The sequence below is a fragment of the Colwellia sp. NW0002-52-1 genome (assembly GCF_057550865.1).
In genome coordinates this window covers 118,907-135,208 of the sequence record NZ_BAAJLU010000006.1, presented here as the reverse complement: position 1 = coordinate 135,208, position 16,302 = coordinate 118,907, and the positions used below count along the sequence as shown (strand labels likewise).

The window sequence follows — 16,302 nt, the reverse complement described above, 5'->3', positions numbered from 1 at the left end:
GTTTTTCATCTTCCAGTTTTTCGACATCTTCTTTTAAGCTAGGTTCTTAGCTTTTACTTTGGTGTATGCAGTTAAATAAATTATGAATGCACCACCTAGAAAACTAAGAACATAATAAATAACATCCATACTAAATTTAATACTCCATTGACGGCTAACGAGGCTGTAGAATTTCTCTTTTAGAAAAAACAGTCTCAAAATTTATTAAAATTTAAACCTCAAATTGCGATGCTACGTGAAATCTGAAGCAATATCGCACTATAAAGTGACTTTTACAGGCTGTATGAACATATAAATTATCCGTCATTTTTCATTATGGAGTAACTCTACAACCTCAACGTCCCATTAAGAGGCAAAAAATAGTTGGTTAAAATAAGCGAGGCACGAGCAAAAACCAACTGTATTTTGTCCTGCTTGAATGGCTTATTTATTATGCGCTACGTAGCCGATACCCACAATTTACACATTCTAGTAATATGTCATGAATTCTTTCTACTTCTTGAACTATAGGAATTAATTCATATTTATTTCCTAATAAAACAAATATACGAGGATTGATATAAAAGCCTTTAAATATGTGAAGGGGTACTTCACCTTCTGGGTATTCTAACCCCACATCTTGCGGTATAAATTCACCTACAAAGTTCGAAGTTAAATAAACATCTAACTTTTCATCAAAATGTTCAATATGATCACGAAGTACTCTACTTTTCAAAGCACTATCCTCACTTATAGAAAGTGACGTTCTAAGTTTTCTGCCTCTTTTTTTATGCAATCCTTTTTCGCCTTTTCGAATAGGCCAAAAGAACTTTGAAATTGATGCTGCATGCTGAATGATTAGTTGTAATTTTTGAAATAATTCTTCTTTTGGAAGATCAAGAGCTTTTGGATTATCTTCAATTACAAATTCAATCCAGTCACCTATTTCTTTTATTGCATCTAAAGCTGAATTTGTGTGCCATAACAAACTTTCAATATAGAAAGCTTCGTATGTAGGATTAATATCGAATTCAGCTTGCATAAACACCTTGCGCATAACAATTTAGGATGCAACTTGCCTCTTATACAGAAAAAAGTTTCCACCTTATTTATTTTATATATTAATAACAAATCTTTGCAGCCAACACCACTTATTACCTACAGATAAAAACAAAAATTTCGCTTATAGACGAAATGAGGCAACATACCTCATTTCTTGACTTGGGGGGAAACAAGTTACAACTCCATTTAAATACTCAGTTATTAACTAAATTAGGAATAGGAAGGTGCAGCGTCAATGTCGGTTTTAGGCTCTTTTGAGCCTTTAGCATATGACTAACTAAAGACAAGAGTTCCGACATTAGCTTTTTGTTGAGGTTTACGGCAGCAGCTAGCCAAAAGCGGACATAAATTTTTTGTGAATCCACGATTAAATACAAGGTTATTCTAACCAAAGTTTACTGTTTGTTTATGGGGCGGGTTTAAGCTCATTGCTGCCATCGACTCTACATCAATATTTGTCAACTTTAAGCTAAAAATGTGCATTCGCCAGATGCATATATGCAAGTAATTTAGACAGTCATTTGATTGGGCAATATAACCAAATTCCTGCGTGTATTTTGACTAATAACGGTCGTATAAATTCTACTATTGAATTTCATCAATATCCTTAGGAAAAGCTTTTAATTACTTTATTCTTGTTTAGGCTCTCTCAGTAACTTATTGTACTTATGAGTCACTTTGTAAGCGATAAGTATATTTAGCATATTAATTAAGTTTAAGTTTTTGAAAATGGAGAATAAAATGAATCCAGAAAAAAAGGAAACAGGATGGAGCTTTTTTAGTAAAACTCTAACTGCTTTGGCAGCCTTAATCACAGCTATTACAGGTTTAATTATAGCTTTGCACACTTTGGGGAGTCTTGAACAAGCAAAACCAAAGCCAGAACCTTCTTTAGCAAGCATATCTGATGACTTTAATTCTTCTATTGACCTTAAGAAAACTACGTCTGTATCACCAGATACTCTTACTCTTGAGCCAGAGGCATCTCGAATAACAAATGGTAAGATTCAAAACGCTGCAATCGTTAAAAAACTAAGTTTGAGCTTAAGACAAAACATAATCAACAACTCAATCATTCCGAGTAAAGGGATTGCAGGAATAGCTATTGGTGATCACGAAACTAACGTTATCAATAGGATTGGGGAACCTAACTTTGACGAAATGATGATTATATATAAAGATGGGGGTCTATCTCATTATTCACTTCAATATGAAGAGCAAGAGTTATTCCTTTCGGTAGGTATTCACCCAGCGAATAAGCTAGTAAAAGGTATTCGTTTCAGAGACGAAAGTTTCAACAAAAATAAATTATTACCGCTAATCAATAATGGTGTAACTATTGGCAGCTCTAGGAAAAGACTTCTCAGAACTTTTGGACCCCCTAATAGTTCTTTCAAAAGCAATGGTTGCCTCCCTTTTCCGCCTGACTATAATCTAACCACTTTCAATTACGATGGTATTCAATTTCATATATGTGATGATAACGATTTAATTTTTATGATAGATATTAATTAGCATTTTATATTTAGTCTTTAAATATATAATTTAATTAAAGGATGTAAAATCCTATCAAAAGCTATGATCGCTATGGTGGCTTAGCTCTCTGTCAGGAACAAGATAGGTGAACACTCCAAACAGCTTAAATATCTATTGATGCTAACGTCTGCTTTCGTATCTTTGCTGACCTTATTACATATAGCTTTTAGTGAATACTTATGTCCGCTTTAGGCTCAAAACGGTCATTAGAACCACTTTACCTACTCTGTCCGTTAAACCCGCTTCAGTCTCACCATTGCCATAAAATAAATAAATAATTACACCTGTTTTTATTAATACTTAAAGTTTTTAGGGTGGAAAACTTAAATGTAAAATGTAATTGGCTGGCACGCTTAGTACAATTAGGGGGCACTGACGGTAGATGTTTTCCAGGTAAGGTGATGGGAAGGATATATTTAACTGCTACCTACCATACTTTTTTAAATGGCACGTTAATATACGACCGTGAGTTTTCATTAGCCATTCAAAAAATAGACATTGACGGTATCGATATGTTCACATGGAATGAAGCAGGTAAAATAACGGAATTTAAGGTCATGAGCCGCCCTTACAAAGCGCTCAATATGATTAATGACCAAATGACGACTATGTTAGATAAATTAAGAAATCACTAGCCACTTACCTTCCAAATGACAGAGTTTCTTATTTTTTTGAAATTACTCGCATCAGCAATTACAATGGTTTTTTTATTCATTTAGTATCATTGAAACTTATGGCAATTAAAGCAATTTACCCCGGTACATTCGATCCGGTTACCAATGGGCATGCCGATTTAATAGAGCGAGCAAGTCGTTTATTTAGTGAAGTTATTGTAGGCATTGCTGCAAGCCCAAGTAAAAAACCACTCTTTGATTTAGACCAGCGAGTGGCGTTGCTTAAAGCGGTTACAGAGCACTTACCCAATGTAACAGTAGTCGGCTTTAGTGGTTTATTAATAGACTTTGCGAAAAACCATGAGGCAAAAGTGCTTATTCGGGGCTTACGTGCTGTTTCTGATTTTGAATATGAGTTTCAATTAGCGAATATGAATCGACGTTTAGCGCCCGACTTAGAATCGGTATTTTTAACACCTGCTGAAAAAAATTCTTTTATCTCGTCAACATTAGTCAAAGAAGTAGCCTTGCACCATGGTGATGTTAGCCAGTTTGTTCATCCTGCGGTAAAAAAAGCACTCGATGCCAGTATGCTTAAAAATCAATAAGGCTTAGAAATAAGCTGTGGCTGATTTACAGAGAAGAATAAGTAATTAAAAGGCTATAATTCACATAATGCTGACGTGATATTACAAGCCTTTTTATCAACTAAGATTGAATGAATCGCCACTTTATTAACTGGTATTATTAGCGTTGCTTACCATTTTTATTTTTCGTATTCGCAATTTTACGCGCTATAGCGAGTAAATCAGGTGAGATATCATCGCTGCCCGACTTAATTAATTTACTGACATCACCCGAAGAAAATAACGAGCCACGTTCAGACTTTACACCTAACGAGCGGACAAAGTCTTTAGTTTGTCCGGTACTTCCCGTTTCAATATACTTAAAAAGAACTTGCTCGTTAAAGTTTTCTGGCGCTGTTTTTAGGGTAGTAATTTCATGGTTAATCGCTTGAATTTCTTGTTCAAGATTAGCAATTAACTCAGCAATATTTTCGTAAGGTTTCATCAACTATTTGACTCTTTTTAGGGGTATAAGGCTAATTACGAGCACTTTACAGATGTTACTCTTGTGCATAATCGTTGCTTTAAAGAATGATTATAACGTGAATAAAACTTTGGCAATAGCTTTTGCGGTAACTACTTTCAAAGCCACATAATATTTAATACTGGCATCAGCACCACTTAATAAAACCATGCATTTATAATGCTTGGTATTAGCAACACCTAGTACGATTTAGTCGTAATTATTATTTGGTTTTTTTAGTTCTTTTTTTAACTGTTTTCTTCACCTGCTTTTTCACAGCTTGTTTAGGTGCTACTTCTACTTGGCAAGTGGGGCAAAAAACAGAGCTGCGATTCGATTGGCGAATCTCTTCTAGTATGGTTTGGCAACCATCACATTTTTCCCCGGCACGTCCGTACACAAAAAGTTTTTGAGCAAAATAACCTGGTTTGCCATCAGCCTGCGTAAAATCTTTTAGCGTTGTACCGCCTTGCTCAATTGCCGCCGCTAACACTTGTTTAATAATGTCTGTTAACTGATTAAATTTTTCTTCGCTAATACTATTAACTAAAGTGGCTGGATGAATACTAGCGATAAATAACGCCTCATTCGCATAAATATTACCAACACCCACAACCACATGATTATCCATTAAAAAGGTTTTAATCGGCACCTTACGGTTACCTGCTTTGGCAAATAAATGTCCATAGGCAAAATCTGCTGTTAAAGGCTCTGGTCCTAACTTGGTTAACAATCCTTGTAAGTCATGATGCTCAGGAAACCACAGCACTGCACCAAAACGTCTTGGGTCATTTAACCTCAGCATTTTGTCGTTATCAAATAGCATTTCAAAATGATCATGCTTAGCCGCTGGCGTATGTTCTTCCAAAATTCGTACCGAGCCCGACATGCCAAGATGTAGCAATAAAGTACCACTAGAAAATCTTAATAGAAGGTATTTTGACCGCCGTTCTATTTTTTCTAATTTTTCACCAACAACATTATGTACTTCATCAGGTATAGGCCAACGTAACTTGGCATTACGCACAATTACTTGGGTAACTTTTTGCTGCGTAATATGTGGCGTTATGCCTAATCGGCACACTTCTACCTCTGGTAATTCAGGCATCTTAAGTTTTTCCTGGTAGTGACGAAGTGTTATTAGCTTCAGTCGTGCTTGATTGTTGTTCGAAAGCCACCATTCGAGTGGCAAAAGCGTTAGCAAATCGCTGCGGTGAACCTTCGTCCATATTAAAATACAATGAAGGTTCGATTAACTCAGCTTCCATTAGCGCAAATGTGTCTTGATGACGAACAAAATCAATCCGGGCATAAAGTAATTCACCATGAAACTTACTAATGGCTTGCATCGTTTTGTTAGCAACTGCAATCAAGCCATCTTCGGGTGTTACTGACAACAAACCTCCACCATGCTCCTCTTGTACTCTAAAATCGCCCTGCGCCGGTGTTTTTAAAATGGCATGGCTATATTCACCATTAAAATAGAACAAGGAAAATTCACCTTCTTGGCAAATACTTTCCATAAAAGGCTGTACCATTAACTCTCGGCTGGCAAATGCTTGCTTTAACTCGGTTATATTATCTTGATAATTAGCTTTTGTAAGCCAAAAGGTATTATCTGAGTTGGCGCTAACTCTGGGTTTTAATACCATTTGCTCGGTTGCAAAATAATCAAAATATTCAGTTAACTTGTCAGCTTCAAAAGCATCGGGCCAAAGTGTTGGCACAATCGTTATTTTCTCAGCAACTAAGCTTTTTAAATAACTTTTGTTAATATTCCATTTAACAACACTCAAACTATTTTCTAGTCGTGCTGTCGATTGCTCAATGCGCGATAATACATCAAGAAAACGCTCCATATCGTCTTGATAATCCCAAGGGCTTCGAATAATAACCGCTTTATAGTCATTCCAGTTCACCTTAGCACAACGCCATGAAACCTCTTCTGTTTGCCATCCTAGATCTAATAGTGGCTGATCGATTAAATAATCATAGACTTCAAAGTCTTCTAAATTGTCCATCGATAAAATTGCACATTTGTTCATTGGGTTACTGCCTTCTAATTCGATAAAATTGAAATAACATCTGCTAACCGGCAAATATTTCTTGTGGAAATAATTGCCCATACATAGCAATCGGCATTGTCAGCCATTGTTTTGAGCGCTGATTAAATATTAATAATTGCTGCTCTGTGGCATAAAAATTTAACGCTAGTGGCTCAGCCTGACCTGCAATATCAAGCTTTACATCCAGTGAAAATTGTCGATCTACTTCCGGGGCCTGAGCCATAGCCTCACCATGACTTTGTTGCCAAGACATCATCATTTGCGCTAAAGCTTGCCCAGATATGTTGCTGGGTGTTGCTCGCCATGTGCGACCGATGCGCTCTATATTTACAATATTATTAATACTTAAAGTTAGTATGACATTTTGCTTACCAACCAGTGCAATTTCCTGTTCACTACTTACATTGTCATCAGCTGAGAATATTTTTTTATTGGTTAAATTGATCACTAAAATAAAGCCCATAACCGCAAAGATGATGACATTATTCCAACCCGTTTTTGTTAGCTTCACCATAATATATTCCCAGGACTGATATTTACTTCATAATACGAAAAAATTGAGCTTATTAGTACATAGCTTTACACTATTAACAAATAATAAAGCATTCTCTTAGTGCTTTCAAAAACCAAGGTTTTCTTATGAAAATAAAACAACTCAGTATAAGCATATTACTGCTCAGTGGCTTATCGTTCACCACTAGCACGTTTGCAAATCAAACAAGTGAAAAATTTCAACAGTTACTCGATGAGCATTGGCAAAATGCAAATAAAGAACAAATATTTTTCAGAAAAGACCCTGATGCCTTTCGAATGAACGGTAAGTTACCTGAAATGTCAGCAAAAGGTCGCGAGCGTCGTGCAACCTATAACCATGAATTATTATCTCGCATCGAAACCATTGACGTTACTCAACTAACATCGGCTGAACAAGTAAGTTATCGTTTATTTAAATATGAACGCGAAGCAGAAGAAAAGAGTTATCAATTTCAAGATCATCTTTATCCGTTAACTTACTATTCTGGTTTTCATAGTTATTTTGCTGGCGCCCCTGCGAATATGTCGTTTTTAACCGAGCAAGACTACCGCAATTATTTGATCAGCCTTGCTGACTATCCACGCTATAACCAAGAGCATATTGTTGATCTTAAACAGGCGGTTGCTTTGGGGCATACTCATTACTGTGAAAGCTTTAAAGGTTATGAAAAATCGATCAGTAAGCATTTAGTCAATAATGTTGAAGAGAGTGTTTTTTATGCGCCTATGTTGAATATGCCAACAGCAATACCTCCAGCGCAACAAAGTACTTATCGTCAGCAAGTAAAAAACTTAATTAAAAACACTGTGCTTCCCGAGTACCAAGCGTTTTATGACTTTTTTACTCAAGAGTATATGACAAACTGTCGAACGACTGCCGGTATTAATAGCGTTAAAGGGGGTGCTGATTACTATCAATACTTAATTGAGTATTACACTACTACAGATCTAACCGCAGATGAAATTCATCAAACAGGGCTAGATGAAGTTAAGCGTATTCGTCAAGAAATGCAGACCATTATAAAAGCAGTTGGCTTTAAAGGGGAGTTCAAAGATTTCATTAAATTCTTACGTACCGACCCACAATTTTATACTGACAATGCAATGGATATGCTTGAAAAAGCCAGCTATATCACACGTAAAATGGCTGCCCAATTACCCAAATGGTTTACCGTACTACCTCGTTCTACCTTTGATATAAAATCTAGCCCTAATGGCGGCGCCTATTATGTTGCCTCAGATGGCAGTGGCACTACATCAGGTACTTATTTTTTAGAAACTAAAAATTTAGAGAGCCAACCATTATATACCTTAGAAGCTTTAACCTTTCATGAGGCCGAGCCCGGTCATCATTTTCAAAGTGCCATTGCACAAGAAGTTGATATGGCGGCGTTTCGTAAAACGTTATACCACGCAGCTTATGGTGAAGGCTGGGGATTATATTCTGAACGCTTAGGCAAAGAAATGGGCTTTTATCAAGACCCTTACAGTGACTTTGGCCGTTTAACTTACGAGGCATGGCGTGCTTGTCGCTTAGTAGTTGATACCGGCATTCATGCTAAAGGTTGGACTCGACAACAAGCCATTAATTATTTAGCTGACAATACAGCGTTAAGCATGGCAGATGTTATTGGCCAAATTGACCGTTACATTACTTGGCCAGCACAGGCATTATCATACAAAATAGGTGAGATAAAAATTCGTCAATTACGTGCTACAGCAGAGGCCGCACTTGGTAATAAGTTCGATGTTAGAGCTTTTCATGACCAAATGTTGAAAAATGGTAGTTTACCTATGGCATTGCTTGAAGAGTTAACTATGGACTGGATTAAACAGCAGCAAATATAACCACAAAGCTTTTACACAAATCTTAATTTAAAAGGAGAAGCCCCAATACGTGGTTTCTCCTTTTTTTATATCAATGTGCTCAATTTATTACACAACTTTTTCATGACTAAACATGAGCAGCTAATCGCATAGCTTTTCAAACTAAAAGAATAAACTCATCTTACTAGCGCATCAAACAACTCACGACTATGTAAAAAATAAGACCCTATCAAGGTGGAAGTTAGCCAAGGTTAATCAGTAGCGCTTAACTGCATACTTTTCTTTAGGCAATAAAAAACCCGGTATAAACCGGGCTTTTAAATAAGCAGTAATCAATTACTTGATTTTAGCTTCTTTATACATAACATGCTGACGAATGCGAGGATCAAACTTTTTGATCTCCATTTTCTCAGGCATAGTTTTTTTGTTTTTGTCTGTAGTGTAAAAATGGCCAGTGCCAGCACTAGAAACTAAACGAATTTTATCGCGCATTGTGCAATTCCTTAAACTTTTTCGCCACGGGCACGGATATCAGTTAAAACTGCATCAATACCTTTTTTATCGATAATACGCATTCCTTTCGGAGTTAAACGTAATTTAACGAAGCTATTTTCACTCTCAACCCAAAAACGGTGAGTTTGAAGGTTAGGTAAAAAACGACGACGAGTCGCGTTTCTTGCGTGCGAACGGTTGTTTCCAACCATTGGCTTTTTGCCTGTTACTTGGCAAACTTTAGACATAATGAGTACTCCAAAATTAATTTCAGGTCGTGCTGTATTTCCCCAAGACCGTCGCCTCGGGATCCTGAAAAAGGTGGCATATTATAGTGAAACTGAAAAATGAATTCCAGTATTAATCGACCTAAAAACAAATACTTTTAAAAAAACTTAAATTTCATAGGGTTAGATGAATAAAACGGTAAAAATGAGGCGATAATTGCAGTAATACCACGCTACTAGAGTAATAATCCTGCAATTTTAGTCTATTTTTGAGTCTAATAATTTGCGTAATTTTTCTTTTTGATCTTTATTACAGAGTTCATCAATTAAAATGCGAATAATATGAGACTTGGCTAGTTGTGTATCAACGGCCAATTCTTGCAACTGCTCTATTGCTGCTTCACTCAAAGTGAAAGTCGCAGGACGAAAACGACGCCCCATTTCATTACTGGTTTGTGTTTTGCGATTTGCATGTTCTTTAGCTGCCAAAATTGCTTCTTGCAATGACATTTCATCATGTTCACGACTGACAATTTTTGGTTGCCCTTTGGCATAATCTTCCGCATCAGCAATAAATTCATCAACCGTGAATTTTTTCTTTTTCTTTGGACCGTCCTTGGATTTTTTTAAATCAATTAAACTCATGGGAATTGTCCGGTTTCATCGCTAATAGCTCTTCAGCTATTGCGATCATTTCTATCGCTGCTTTGCTATCAGGTTCAATTTCCAGCACAGATGAACCCATTTCTTCACTGTCATCATAAACATTACGGTTAAAAGTTACGGCATTTAATACATTAATGCCGAAGGAGCTGCATACTTCTTTAGCTTCTAGAATTCTACCTGCTTGATTAGGTAAAGAAGGACACTGCGTGATAACAAACGATGCTAACATTTTAGGGTTAACCATTTTACATGTGCTTAGCATGTCTTCCATATGGGGTACTGTTTTTAAATCGCGACGTTTCGGTCTCAGTGGTATAACAACATGGTCAGCTACTGACATTGCCGCTCGTAAGGCTAAGTTATCTTGGCCACCACAATCTACAATCACATAATCATAGTGTTGGTTTAGACTTAATAAATCATTTCTAATTTTACCGTACAATTGAATACAATTGATGGCTGGTAGTGACGGATCAGAATTTCTTGCTTGTATCCAATCAGACGTAGTTCTCTGTGGATCACAATCAACCATCAATACAATAGCTTTTTTCTCACGGGCAAAATACACAGCTAAATTCTGCGCTAGGCAACTTTTACCACTACCACCTTTTTCCCCGCCTACTAAAATCATCATCTTGGTAATTCCTTGTTTACTACTTAAAATACAACAACCACATTATTATAGTTCAATAATTCAGGGTTAGCTTAAGCAAGATCTGTCAGCTGCATTGCAACTTCGAACCAGCCATTATCTTGTTTTACACAACGTATAACTTTACCAAACAACTTTTGGCTATTTGGATTTGCTGCTTTAAATATAACGGTTACTTGGGTATTTGCCGCAATTTCGCAGTCACAATCTACTTTTAAGCCGCCACGAGAAAAATCTAAACACACTATTTTTTTGCGTTTTTCATCGCCGTTGTTATCAACCCAAACGATATCAATTATTTCTTTTTCCATATCGAGACGAAAAGATCGTCGGCGTTCGCTTGCTTCGTTTTCGTGTGTATTGTCAATATCACTCATAGAGACTCCTTAATTTACTACGTTTGCATGATAAGTATTCATTGTTCAACCATTCGTCCATGTTCAGCATACGAATAACAATGGCAACCCGCAACTATTATATGATCAAGCACTTTAATATCAATTAAAGCAAGCGCTTGCTCTAGTCTACTGGTAATTTGATTATCGGCAATGCTGGGTTCTGCAATACCAGAAGGGTGATTATGCGCTAGAATAACCGCACCTGCTTGGTGTTTAATTGCCGCTTCAACAACAATGCGTGGATACACAGCTGCAGCATTAATAGTACCTTGAAATAAGCGCTCAAACTTAATAACCTGATGCTGCGTATTCAAAAACAACACCGCAAATATTTCTCGGGTTTCATGGCGTAGCTCTGCTTTTAAAAAATTTTGTGTACGCAGAGAAGATGTTAGCCCTTCGCCTGTTTTCATTTGCTCGGCTAAATAGCGCGTCGACATTTCCAAACATGCTTGTAATTGCACATATTTTGCTACACCTAAACCATGGTGCTGGCAAAAGTCGGTTAAGTCAGCTTGATAAATTTTCGCTATACTGCCAAAATCTCTCAATAAATTTCTCGCTAAATCAACAACATGACAACCTTTAACACCGGTACGTAAAAAAATTGCTAATAATTCTGCATCGCTGAGGCTTTTAGGCCCATGCTGTAAGAGCTTTTCTCTTGGTTTTTCACAATCTGGCCAGTCTTTTAACATAAGTGCATCCTTGCAAAGTGATTTTAAATAAAGCGCGAATAATGCTATCTTATCGCCCATTGTCGTTATTAAGATTAGCAGCTTATGCAGATTCTTCAGGGTAAAAAAATTCTCTTAGGTATTAGTGGTGGTATTGCCGCTTATAAAACGCCTGAACTTGTTCGCCGATTAAAAGAAAAAGGTGCCGATGTTCGCGTGGTTATGACAGAAGGCGCTAAAGCCTTTATCACACCTTTAACCTTGCAAGCGGTTTCAGCTAATGCGGTTTCTGACAGCTTATTGGATACGCAAGCAGAATTAGCTATGGGCCATATTGAGTTGGCAAAATGGGCAGACTTTATTTTAATTGCCCCAGCAACCGCAGATATAATCGCTAAAATTGCTGCAGGCATGGCGAATGATTTATTAACCACACTTTGCTTGGCAACAGCCGCGCCAATCGCGATAGCACCAGCAATGAATCAACAAATGTGGCATAACCAAGCAACCCAAAAAAACATTAATACCTTAACTGCTTGGCAATACACGCTATTCGGCCCTGGAGCAGGCGAACAAGCTTGTGGCGATGTAGGTTTAGGTCGCATGCTAGATGTACCAGAATTAGTAGATCTAACCTGCCAAGCTATTGCAGCGGGTAATAACAATACTTCTGTTGAACAAAAACCTTTAACAGGCCAAAAGTGGGTAATTACTGCTGGACCAACGCGTGAAGCTATTGACCCTGTGCGTTACATTTCTAATCACAGTTCAGGAAAAATGGGTTTTGCTATTGCGGCAGCGGCCCAAGAACTTGGCGCTGAAGTGACTATAATTTCTGGCCCTGTAAATTTAACGACACCGCTAAATTGCAAAAAAATCGCAGTGAACAGCGCCATTGAAATGCATCAACAAGCGCTAACTTATGCTCCAACATCTGATGTTTTTGTTGCATGTGCTGCGGTAGCTGATTACCGCATTGATAATATCGCGAATGAAAAAATTAAAAAGTCGCAAGATACCATGCAACTTAATTTAATCAAAAATCCTGATATTGTTGCTGATGTTGCAGCGCTTGAGAATAAGCCGTTTACCGTAGGTTTTGCTGCTGAAACACAAGATGTAAAACATTACGCACAAGACAAGTTAGCTCGCAAGAATCTTGATATGATAGCCGCTAATAATGTTGCCACAGCTGGGCAAGGATTTAATAGTGACAACAATGCGTTAACGGTTTTTACGCCTAATGATGAAAAAGAGTTATCTTTAATGAATAAAAGTGAACTTGCTAAACAGTTAGTTCAATATATTCATCAAACATTACTGGGTTCTCAATTAAAAAATTAATCTCATTGGATTTATTTTATTATTGAATATCAGCTAACTAACGCTATACAATCACGCTAATCTTTCACTTGCCATATTGAGCCGATACATTTATTAATTCGGTAAAGATGGCAACTGAAAACATAATAAAAATAGAGAATCAGTTTTATGCCGGTGACTCAAAAACCTAATCGTAAACAACAAATTTTAGAATGCCTTGCGCACATGTTACAAACTAGCGCAGGACAAAGAATTACTACGGCAAAACTTGCCGCTGAAGTAGGCGTTTCTGAAGCCGCACTTTATCGCCACTTTCCTTCAAAGGCGCGTATGTTTGAAGGATTAATAGAGTTTATCGAAGAATCGATTTTTTCACGTGTAAATTTAATTTTAACGGATCACAAAGAAGCTCTTGTTCGCTGTCACCATATTCTGCATGTTTTGCTCATTTTTGCAGAGCGTAACCCCGGTATGTGTCGTATTTTAGCGGGTGACGCTTTAATGGGCGAAAACGAGCGTTTACGTGCCCGTGTTAATCAGTTTTTTGAAAAGCTTGAGTCGCAATTTAAACAAGTACTTCGTGAGCGTAAATTGCGCGAGGGCAAAGGTTTTACTATTTCAGAGTTAGCCCTAGCAAATATTTTAATGGCCTTTGCTGAAGGTAAAATTAACCAATATGTTCGTTCAAATTTTGCCAAAAAACCGAGTACTGACTTTAACGAGCAATGGCAATTCTTAATGGCTGATAAATAACTTAACTATTTAACATAGTGTCAGTCACTATGCTTAACACCAAAAAATAAAGGAACTTCATTGAGCACCTTAGCACAACTACAGCCAAAAAAATTATGGCAAATATTTGATACCATTTGTAGCATTCCACACCCTTCAAAACACGAACAAAAAATATCACTTTGGATACAAACTTGGGCGACCGAACAAGGCCTGAGTGTGAAAGAAGATGCTGTAGGAAACTTAATTATTAAGAAACCTGCTACCGCTGGCTTAGAGAATAAAAAAGGCGTTATTTTACAAGCCCACATGGATATGGTGCCACAAAAAAATGCCGATAAAGCACATGACTTTCTCACCGACCCTATTAAACCCTATATTATCACTGAAGCCGATGGCGACTGGGTTACAGCAGAAGGTACTACATTAGGTGCTGATAACGGCATTGGTCTTTCTTCTGCGCTTGCTGTATTGGCTAGCGATGATATTGCCCATGGCCCATTAGAAGTTCTAGTAACCATTGATGAAGAAGCCGGTATGACCGGTGCCTTTGGCCTAGAAGCCGGTTGGCTTGATGGTGAGTTATTGATCAATACTGATTCAGAGCAAGAAGGTGAAATCTATATGGGTTGCGCCGGCGGTATCGATGGCGAAGCTACTTTTGCCGTTAAGTACGACGATGTTGTAGATGAGGTTGAATCATTTAATTTATCTATTTCTGGCTTAAAGGGCGGTCATTCTGGTGTTGATATTCATACCGGGCGTGCAAATGCTAATAAGCTACTTATCAGGTTTTTACTCGACGCTAGCCAAGCATTAGATATACGTTTAACCGAACTCAACGGCGGAAGTTTACGCAACGCGATCCCACGTGAAGCTGATGCTAGTTTCGTTATTGATCGTGCAAAGGTGCCAGCACTAAAAGAAAAGTTATCTGAATACTTAGCCACCATTAATCAGTCTCTTGGTGCTATCGAAACCGATATCGAGATGTTATTAATATCTCCTGAAACTTTTGACGAGTGTTGGACCAGTGCAACTCAACATACTATTTTACGTGCGCTTAATGCTTGTCCAAATGGCGTGCTACGTATGAGCGATGATATTGAAGGTATTGTTGAAACATCTTTAAACTTAGGTGTTATGCGCAGTAAAGGTAATAAGTTTGTTGCCATGTCGCTAATTCGCAGTTTACATGACGATGGCCGACAAGAAGCACAAACCATGGTGCAGTCTGTATTTGAACTAGCAGGCGCAAACATTGCTTTTTCTGGGGCATACCCGGGTTGGAAGCCAGATACAAATTCTGCATTAATGCAAACGGTACGTAATACTTATCAGTCGTTGTTTAATAAAGTACCTGAAATTATGGTTATTCATGCCGGTTTAGAATGTGGTTTATTTAAAACTGCCTATCCAAATTGGGATATGGTGTCATTTGGACCTACAATTAAATTTCCACACTCTCCTGATGAAAAAGTACAGATTGCAACCGTAGAGCAATATTGGCAATTATTAATAGCGGTACTGGCAAATATTCCTGATAAAGCATAGAGGTAACAACATTATATTGATGTCTTAGCTTAATTAGCGCAGCGACTTTTCTGTAACATAGACTATGATTAATACCAGTTTAAATGCTTTTTTAAACTGGTATTATTTTTTTACTAGGCTAAAGTCTAATAAAAAAATAACGGTTATTGGTCTACGATAGGATCGGGGAACTTTTAAGGAAACAATAATATGATTCAGCCAGAAAAAATTATAATAGCTGACGATCACCCACTATTTAGGCAAGCACTACTAGGCACATTAAAATTAAAGCTCACGCAAACCCACTGGCTAGAAGCACAAACCATTGCAGAGCTCGAACAACAACTTAGCGATAATAATGACAGTGATTTATTGTTACTCGATTTACATATTCCCGGCGCTCATGGTTTTAACACTTTGATCCATGTGCGTAATCACTTCCCACAAATACCCGTTGTGGTGGTATCAGCTCATGAAGATCACGATACCATTCATAAATCTATGGGTTACGGAGCTTCAGGTTTTATTCCTAAATCTACGCCCGTAGACGATATTTACAATGCAATTCAACAAGTATTGCTAGGGAATATTTGGACACCGGAAGCGTATAGTCAATCATCACCGATGCAAGACAATAACGATATAGCTGAGCGTGTTGCAAGCCTAACACAACAACAATATCGAATTTTAATGATGTTTGCTCAAGGCATGCTCAATAAACAAATAGCTTATGATTTACATGTTTCTGAAGCGACAATTAAAGCACACGCAACGGCTATATTTCGTAAACTCGATGTGCGTAATCGTACCCAAGCGGTTATTGCGATTGCACAACTTGATATTAACGACGTGCAACTACAAGACTGTTAATTAACCCACATAAAACAATGAATTA

At 37.4% G+C, this 16,302-nt stretch carries 19 protein-coding genes; 8 read left to right on the top strand and 11 right to left on the bottom strand.

The features are described from left to right. Positions 1-430: 430 nt before the first annotated feature. The gene (locus tag AC27H3_RS08310; protein WP_487105255.1) at positions 431-1,021 is read right to left on the bottom strand and encodes a hypothetical protein; all 591 of its coding nucleotides are present in this window, start codon (positions 1,019-1,021) and stop codon (positions 431-433) included. Positions 1,022-1,782: 761 nt separating this feature from the next. Between AC27H3_RS08310 and AC27H3_RS08305 the strand changes: the two genes are divergently transcribed. The 3 genes from AC27H3_RS08305 to coaD all read left to right on the top strand — a co-directional run bounded on the left by AC27H3_RS08305 (position 1,783) and on the right by coaD (position 3,799). Further along, on the top strand, positions 1,783-2,556 hold the full coding sequence (locus tag AC27H3_RS08305) for a hypothetical protein (RefSeq protein WP_487105253.1): 774 nt from the start codon (positions 1,783-1,785) through the stop codon (positions 2,554-2,556). Positions 2,557-2,978: 422 nt separating this feature from the next. After that, on the top strand, positions 2,979-3,212 hold the full coding sequence (locus AC27H3_RS08300) for a hypothetical protein (RefSeq protein ID WP_487105251.1): 234 nt from the start codon (positions 2,979-2,981) through the stop codon (positions 3,210-3,212). A 98-nt stretch (positions 3,213-3,310) separates the two neighbouring features. Further along, positions 3,311-3,799 (top strand): pantetheine-phosphate adenylyltransferase, encoded by a 489-nt coding sequence (coaD, locus tag AC27H3_RS08295; protein WP_487105250.1) that lies wholly within the window; start codon positions 3,311-3,313, stop codon positions 3,797-3,799. A gap of 139 nt (positions 3,800-3,938) precedes the next feature. On the opposite strand, the gene AC27H3_RS08290 is transcribed toward coaD, so the two are convergent. The 4 genes from AC27H3_RS08290 to AC27H3_RS08275 form a co-directional block, all read right to left on the bottom strand. Beyond that, the gene (locus AC27H3_RS08290; RefSeq protein ID WP_085300882.1) at positions 3,939-4,262 is read right to left on the bottom strand and encodes a hypothetical protein; all 324 of its coding nucleotides are present in this window, start codon (positions 4,260-4,262) and stop codon (positions 3,939-3,941) included. A gap of 241 nt (positions 4,263-4,503) precedes the next feature. Further along, positions 4,504-5,388, bottom strand: coding sequence for a bifunctional DNA-formamidopyrimidine glycosylase/DNA-(apurinic or apyrimidinic site) lyase (gene mutM / locus AC27H3_RS08285; protein ID WP_487105249.1), 885 nt, complete (start codon positions 5,386-5,388; stop codon positions 4,504-4,506). Position 5,389: 1 nt separating this feature from the next. After that, on the bottom strand, positions 5,390-6,325 hold the full coding sequence (locus AC27H3_RS08280) for an ATP-grasp domain-containing protein (RefSeq protein WP_487105247.1): 936 nt from the start codon (positions 6,323-6,325) through the stop codon (positions 5,390-5,392). A 43-nt stretch (positions 6,326-6,368) separates the two neighbouring features. Next, positions 6,369-6,860 carry a hypothetical protein gene (locus AC27H3_RS08275; protein ID WP_487105245.1) on the bottom strand — a complete coding sequence of 164 codons (492 nt, stop codon included), beginning with the start codon at positions 6,858-6,860 and terminating at the stop codon, positions 6,369-6,371. A 125-nt stretch (positions 6,861-6,985) separates the two neighbouring features. Between AC27H3_RS08275 and AC27H3_RS08270 the strand changes: the two genes are divergently transcribed. Then, positions 6,986-8,728: a DUF885 domain-containing protein gene (locus tag AC27H3_RS08270; protein WP_487105243.1), complete on the top strand. Its 1,743-nt coding sequence runs from the start codon at positions 6,986-6,988 to the stop codon at positions 8,726-8,728. A 315-nt stretch (positions 8,729-9,043) separates the two neighbouring features. Here AC27H3_RS08270 and rpmG read toward each other — a convergent pair whose 3' ends face one another. From rpmG to radC, 6 genes are all read right to left on the bottom strand, one after another. After that, positions 9,044-9,199 carry a 50S ribosomal protein L33 gene (gene rpmG, locus AC27H3_RS08265; protein WP_070375415.1) on the bottom strand — a complete coding sequence of 52 codons (156 nt, stop codon included), beginning with the start codon at positions 9,197-9,199 and terminating at the stop codon, positions 9,044-9,046. An 11-nt stretch (positions 9,200-9,210) separates the two neighbouring features. Next, positions 9,211-9,447 (bottom strand): 50S ribosomal protein L28, encoded by a 237-nt coding sequence (rpmB, locus tag AC27H3_RS08260; protein ID WP_077284236.1) that lies wholly within the window; start codon positions 9,445-9,447, stop codon positions 9,211-9,213. 237 nt (positions 9,448-9,684) lie between these two features. Continuing rightward, positions 9,685-10,071, bottom strand: coding sequence for a hypothetical protein (locus AC27H3_RS08255; RefSeq protein WP_487105240.1), 387 nt, complete (start codon positions 10,069-10,071; stop codon positions 9,685-9,687). After that, positions 10,058-10,726 (bottom strand): AAA family ATPase, encoded by a 669-nt coding sequence (locus AC27H3_RS08250; protein WP_487105238.1) that lies wholly within the window; start codon positions 10,724-10,726, stop codon positions 10,058-10,060. The genes AC27H3_RS08255 and AC27H3_RS08250 overlap by 14 nt, the downstream gene beginning before the upstream one ends. Before the next feature lie 71 nt (positions 10,727-10,797). Beyond that, complete coding sequence (locus AC27H3_RS08245; protein ID WP_085300875.1) at positions 10,798-11,121, bottom strand: PilZ domain-containing protein; 324 nt, start codon at positions 11,119-11,121, stop codon at positions 10,798-10,800. A gap of 38 nt (positions 11,122-11,159) precedes the next feature. Further along, complete coding sequence (radC, locus tag AC27H3_RS08240) at positions 11,160-11,840, bottom strand: RadC family protein (RefSeq protein ID WP_233131284.1); 681 nt, start codon at positions 11,838-11,840, stop codon at positions 11,160-11,162. An 84-nt stretch (positions 11,841-11,924) separates the two neighbouring features. Here radC and coaBC point away from each other — a divergent pair, with 84 nt between their 5' ends. The 4 genes from coaBC (at position 11,925) to AC27H3_RS08220 (ending at position 16,277) form a co-directional block, all read left to right on the top strand. Further along, positions 11,925-13,163, top strand: a complete 1,239-nt coding sequence (gene coaBC, locus AC27H3_RS08235) for a bifunctional phosphopantothenoylcysteine decarboxylase/phosphopantothenate--cysteine ligase CoaBC (RefSeq protein ID WP_487105235.1) — start codon at positions 11,925-11,927, stop codon at positions 13,161-13,163. A gap of 147 nt (positions 13,164-13,310) precedes the next feature. Further along, complete coding sequence (slmA, locus tag AC27H3_RS08230; protein WP_487105234.1) at positions 13,311-13,895, top strand: nucleoid occlusion factor SlmA; 585 nt, start codon at positions 13,311-13,313, stop codon at positions 13,893-13,895. A gap of 60 nt (positions 13,896-13,955) precedes the next feature. Then, on the top strand, positions 13,956-15,428 hold the full coding sequence (locus AC27H3_RS08225) for an aminoacyl-histidine dipeptidase (protein ID WP_487105232.1): 1,473 nt from the start codon (positions 13,956-13,958) through the stop codon (positions 15,426-15,428). Positions 15,429-15,617: 189 nt separating this feature from the next. After that, entirely contained in the window at positions 15,618-16,277 is a 660-nt protein-coding gene (locus AC27H3_RS08220; RefSeq protein WP_085300870.1) for a response regulator, read from the top strand. Positions 16,278-16,302: the final 25 nt, after the last annotated feature.

What these genes read in the sequence shown, in the direction of transcription:
- AC27H3_RS08300 (WP_487105251.1), top strand. Translation starts at nt 2,979, where the DNA reads ATGGGAAGGATATATTTAACTGCTACCTACCATACTTTTTTAAATGGC.
- mutM (WP_487105249.1), bottom strand. Translation starts at nt 5,388, where the DNA reads ATGCCTGAATTACCAGAGGTAGAAGTGTGCCGATTAGGCATAACGCCA.
- AC27H3_RS08280 (WP_487105247.1), bottom strand. Translation starts at nt 6,325, where the DNA reads ATGAACAAATGTGCAATTTTATCGATGGACAATTTAGAAGACTTTGAA.
- radC (WP_233131284.1), bottom strand. Translation starts at nt 11,840, where the DNA reads ATGTTAAAAGACTGGCCAGATTGTGAAAAACCAAGAGAAAAGCTCTTA.
- AC27H3_RS08245 (WP_085300875.1), bottom strand. Translation starts at nt 11,121, where the DNA reads ATGAGTGATATTGACAATACACACGAAAACGAAGCAAGCGAACGCCGA.
- AC27H3_RS08255 (WP_487105240.1), bottom strand. Translation starts at nt 10,071, where the DNA reads ATGAGTTTAATTGATTTAAAAAAATCCAAGGACGGTCCAAAGAAAAAG.
- coaD (WP_487105250.1), top strand. Translation starts at nt 3,311, where the DNA reads ATGGCAATTAAAGCAATTTACCCCGGTACATTCGATCCGGTTACCAAT.
- AC27H3_RS08250 (WP_487105238.1), bottom strand. Translation starts at nt 10,726, where the DNA reads ATGATGATTTTAGTAGGCGGGGAAAAAGGTGGTAGTGGTAAAAGTTGC.
- rpmB (WP_077284236.1), bottom strand. Translation starts at nt 9,447, where the DNA reads ATGTCTAAAGTTTGCCAAGTAACAGGCAAAAAGCCAATGGTTGGAAAC.
- AC27H3_RS08310 (WP_487105255.1), bottom strand. Translation starts at nt 1,021, where the DNA reads ATGCAAGCTGAATTCGATATTAATCCTACATACGAAGCTTTCTATATT.
- coaBC (WP_487105235.1), top strand. Translation starts at nt 11,925, where the DNA reads ATGCAGATTCTTCAGGGTAAAAAAATTCTCTTAGGTATTAGTGGTGGT.
- AC27H3_RS08220 (WP_085300870.1), top strand. Translation starts at nt 15,618, where the DNA reads ATGATTCAGCCAGAAAAAATTATAATAGCTGACGATCACCCACTATTT.
- AC27H3_RS08290 (WP_085300882.1), bottom strand. Translation starts at nt 4,262, where the DNA reads ATGAAACCTTACGAAAATATTGCTGAGTTAATTGCTAATCTTGAACAA.
- AC27H3_RS08305 (WP_487105253.1), top strand. Translation starts at nt 1,783, where the DNA reads ATGAATCCAGAAAAAAAGGAAACAGGATGGAGCTTTTTTAGTAAAACT.
- AC27H3_RS08270 (WP_487105243.1), top strand. Translation starts at nt 6,986, where the DNA reads ATGAAAATAAAACAACTCAGTATAAGCATATTACTGCTCAGTGGCTTA.
- slmA (WP_487105234.1), top strand. Translation starts at nt 13,311, where the DNA reads ATGCCGGTGACTCAAAAACCTAATCGTAAACAACAAATTTTAGAATGC.
- AC27H3_RS08275 (WP_487105245.1), bottom strand. Translation starts at nt 6,860, where the DNA reads ATGGTGAAGCTAACAAAAACGGGTTGGAATAATGTCATCATCTTTGCG.
- rpmG (WP_070375415.1), bottom strand. Translation starts at nt 9,199, where the DNA reads ATGCGCGATAAAATTCGTTTAGTTTCTAGTGCTGGCACTGGCCATTTT.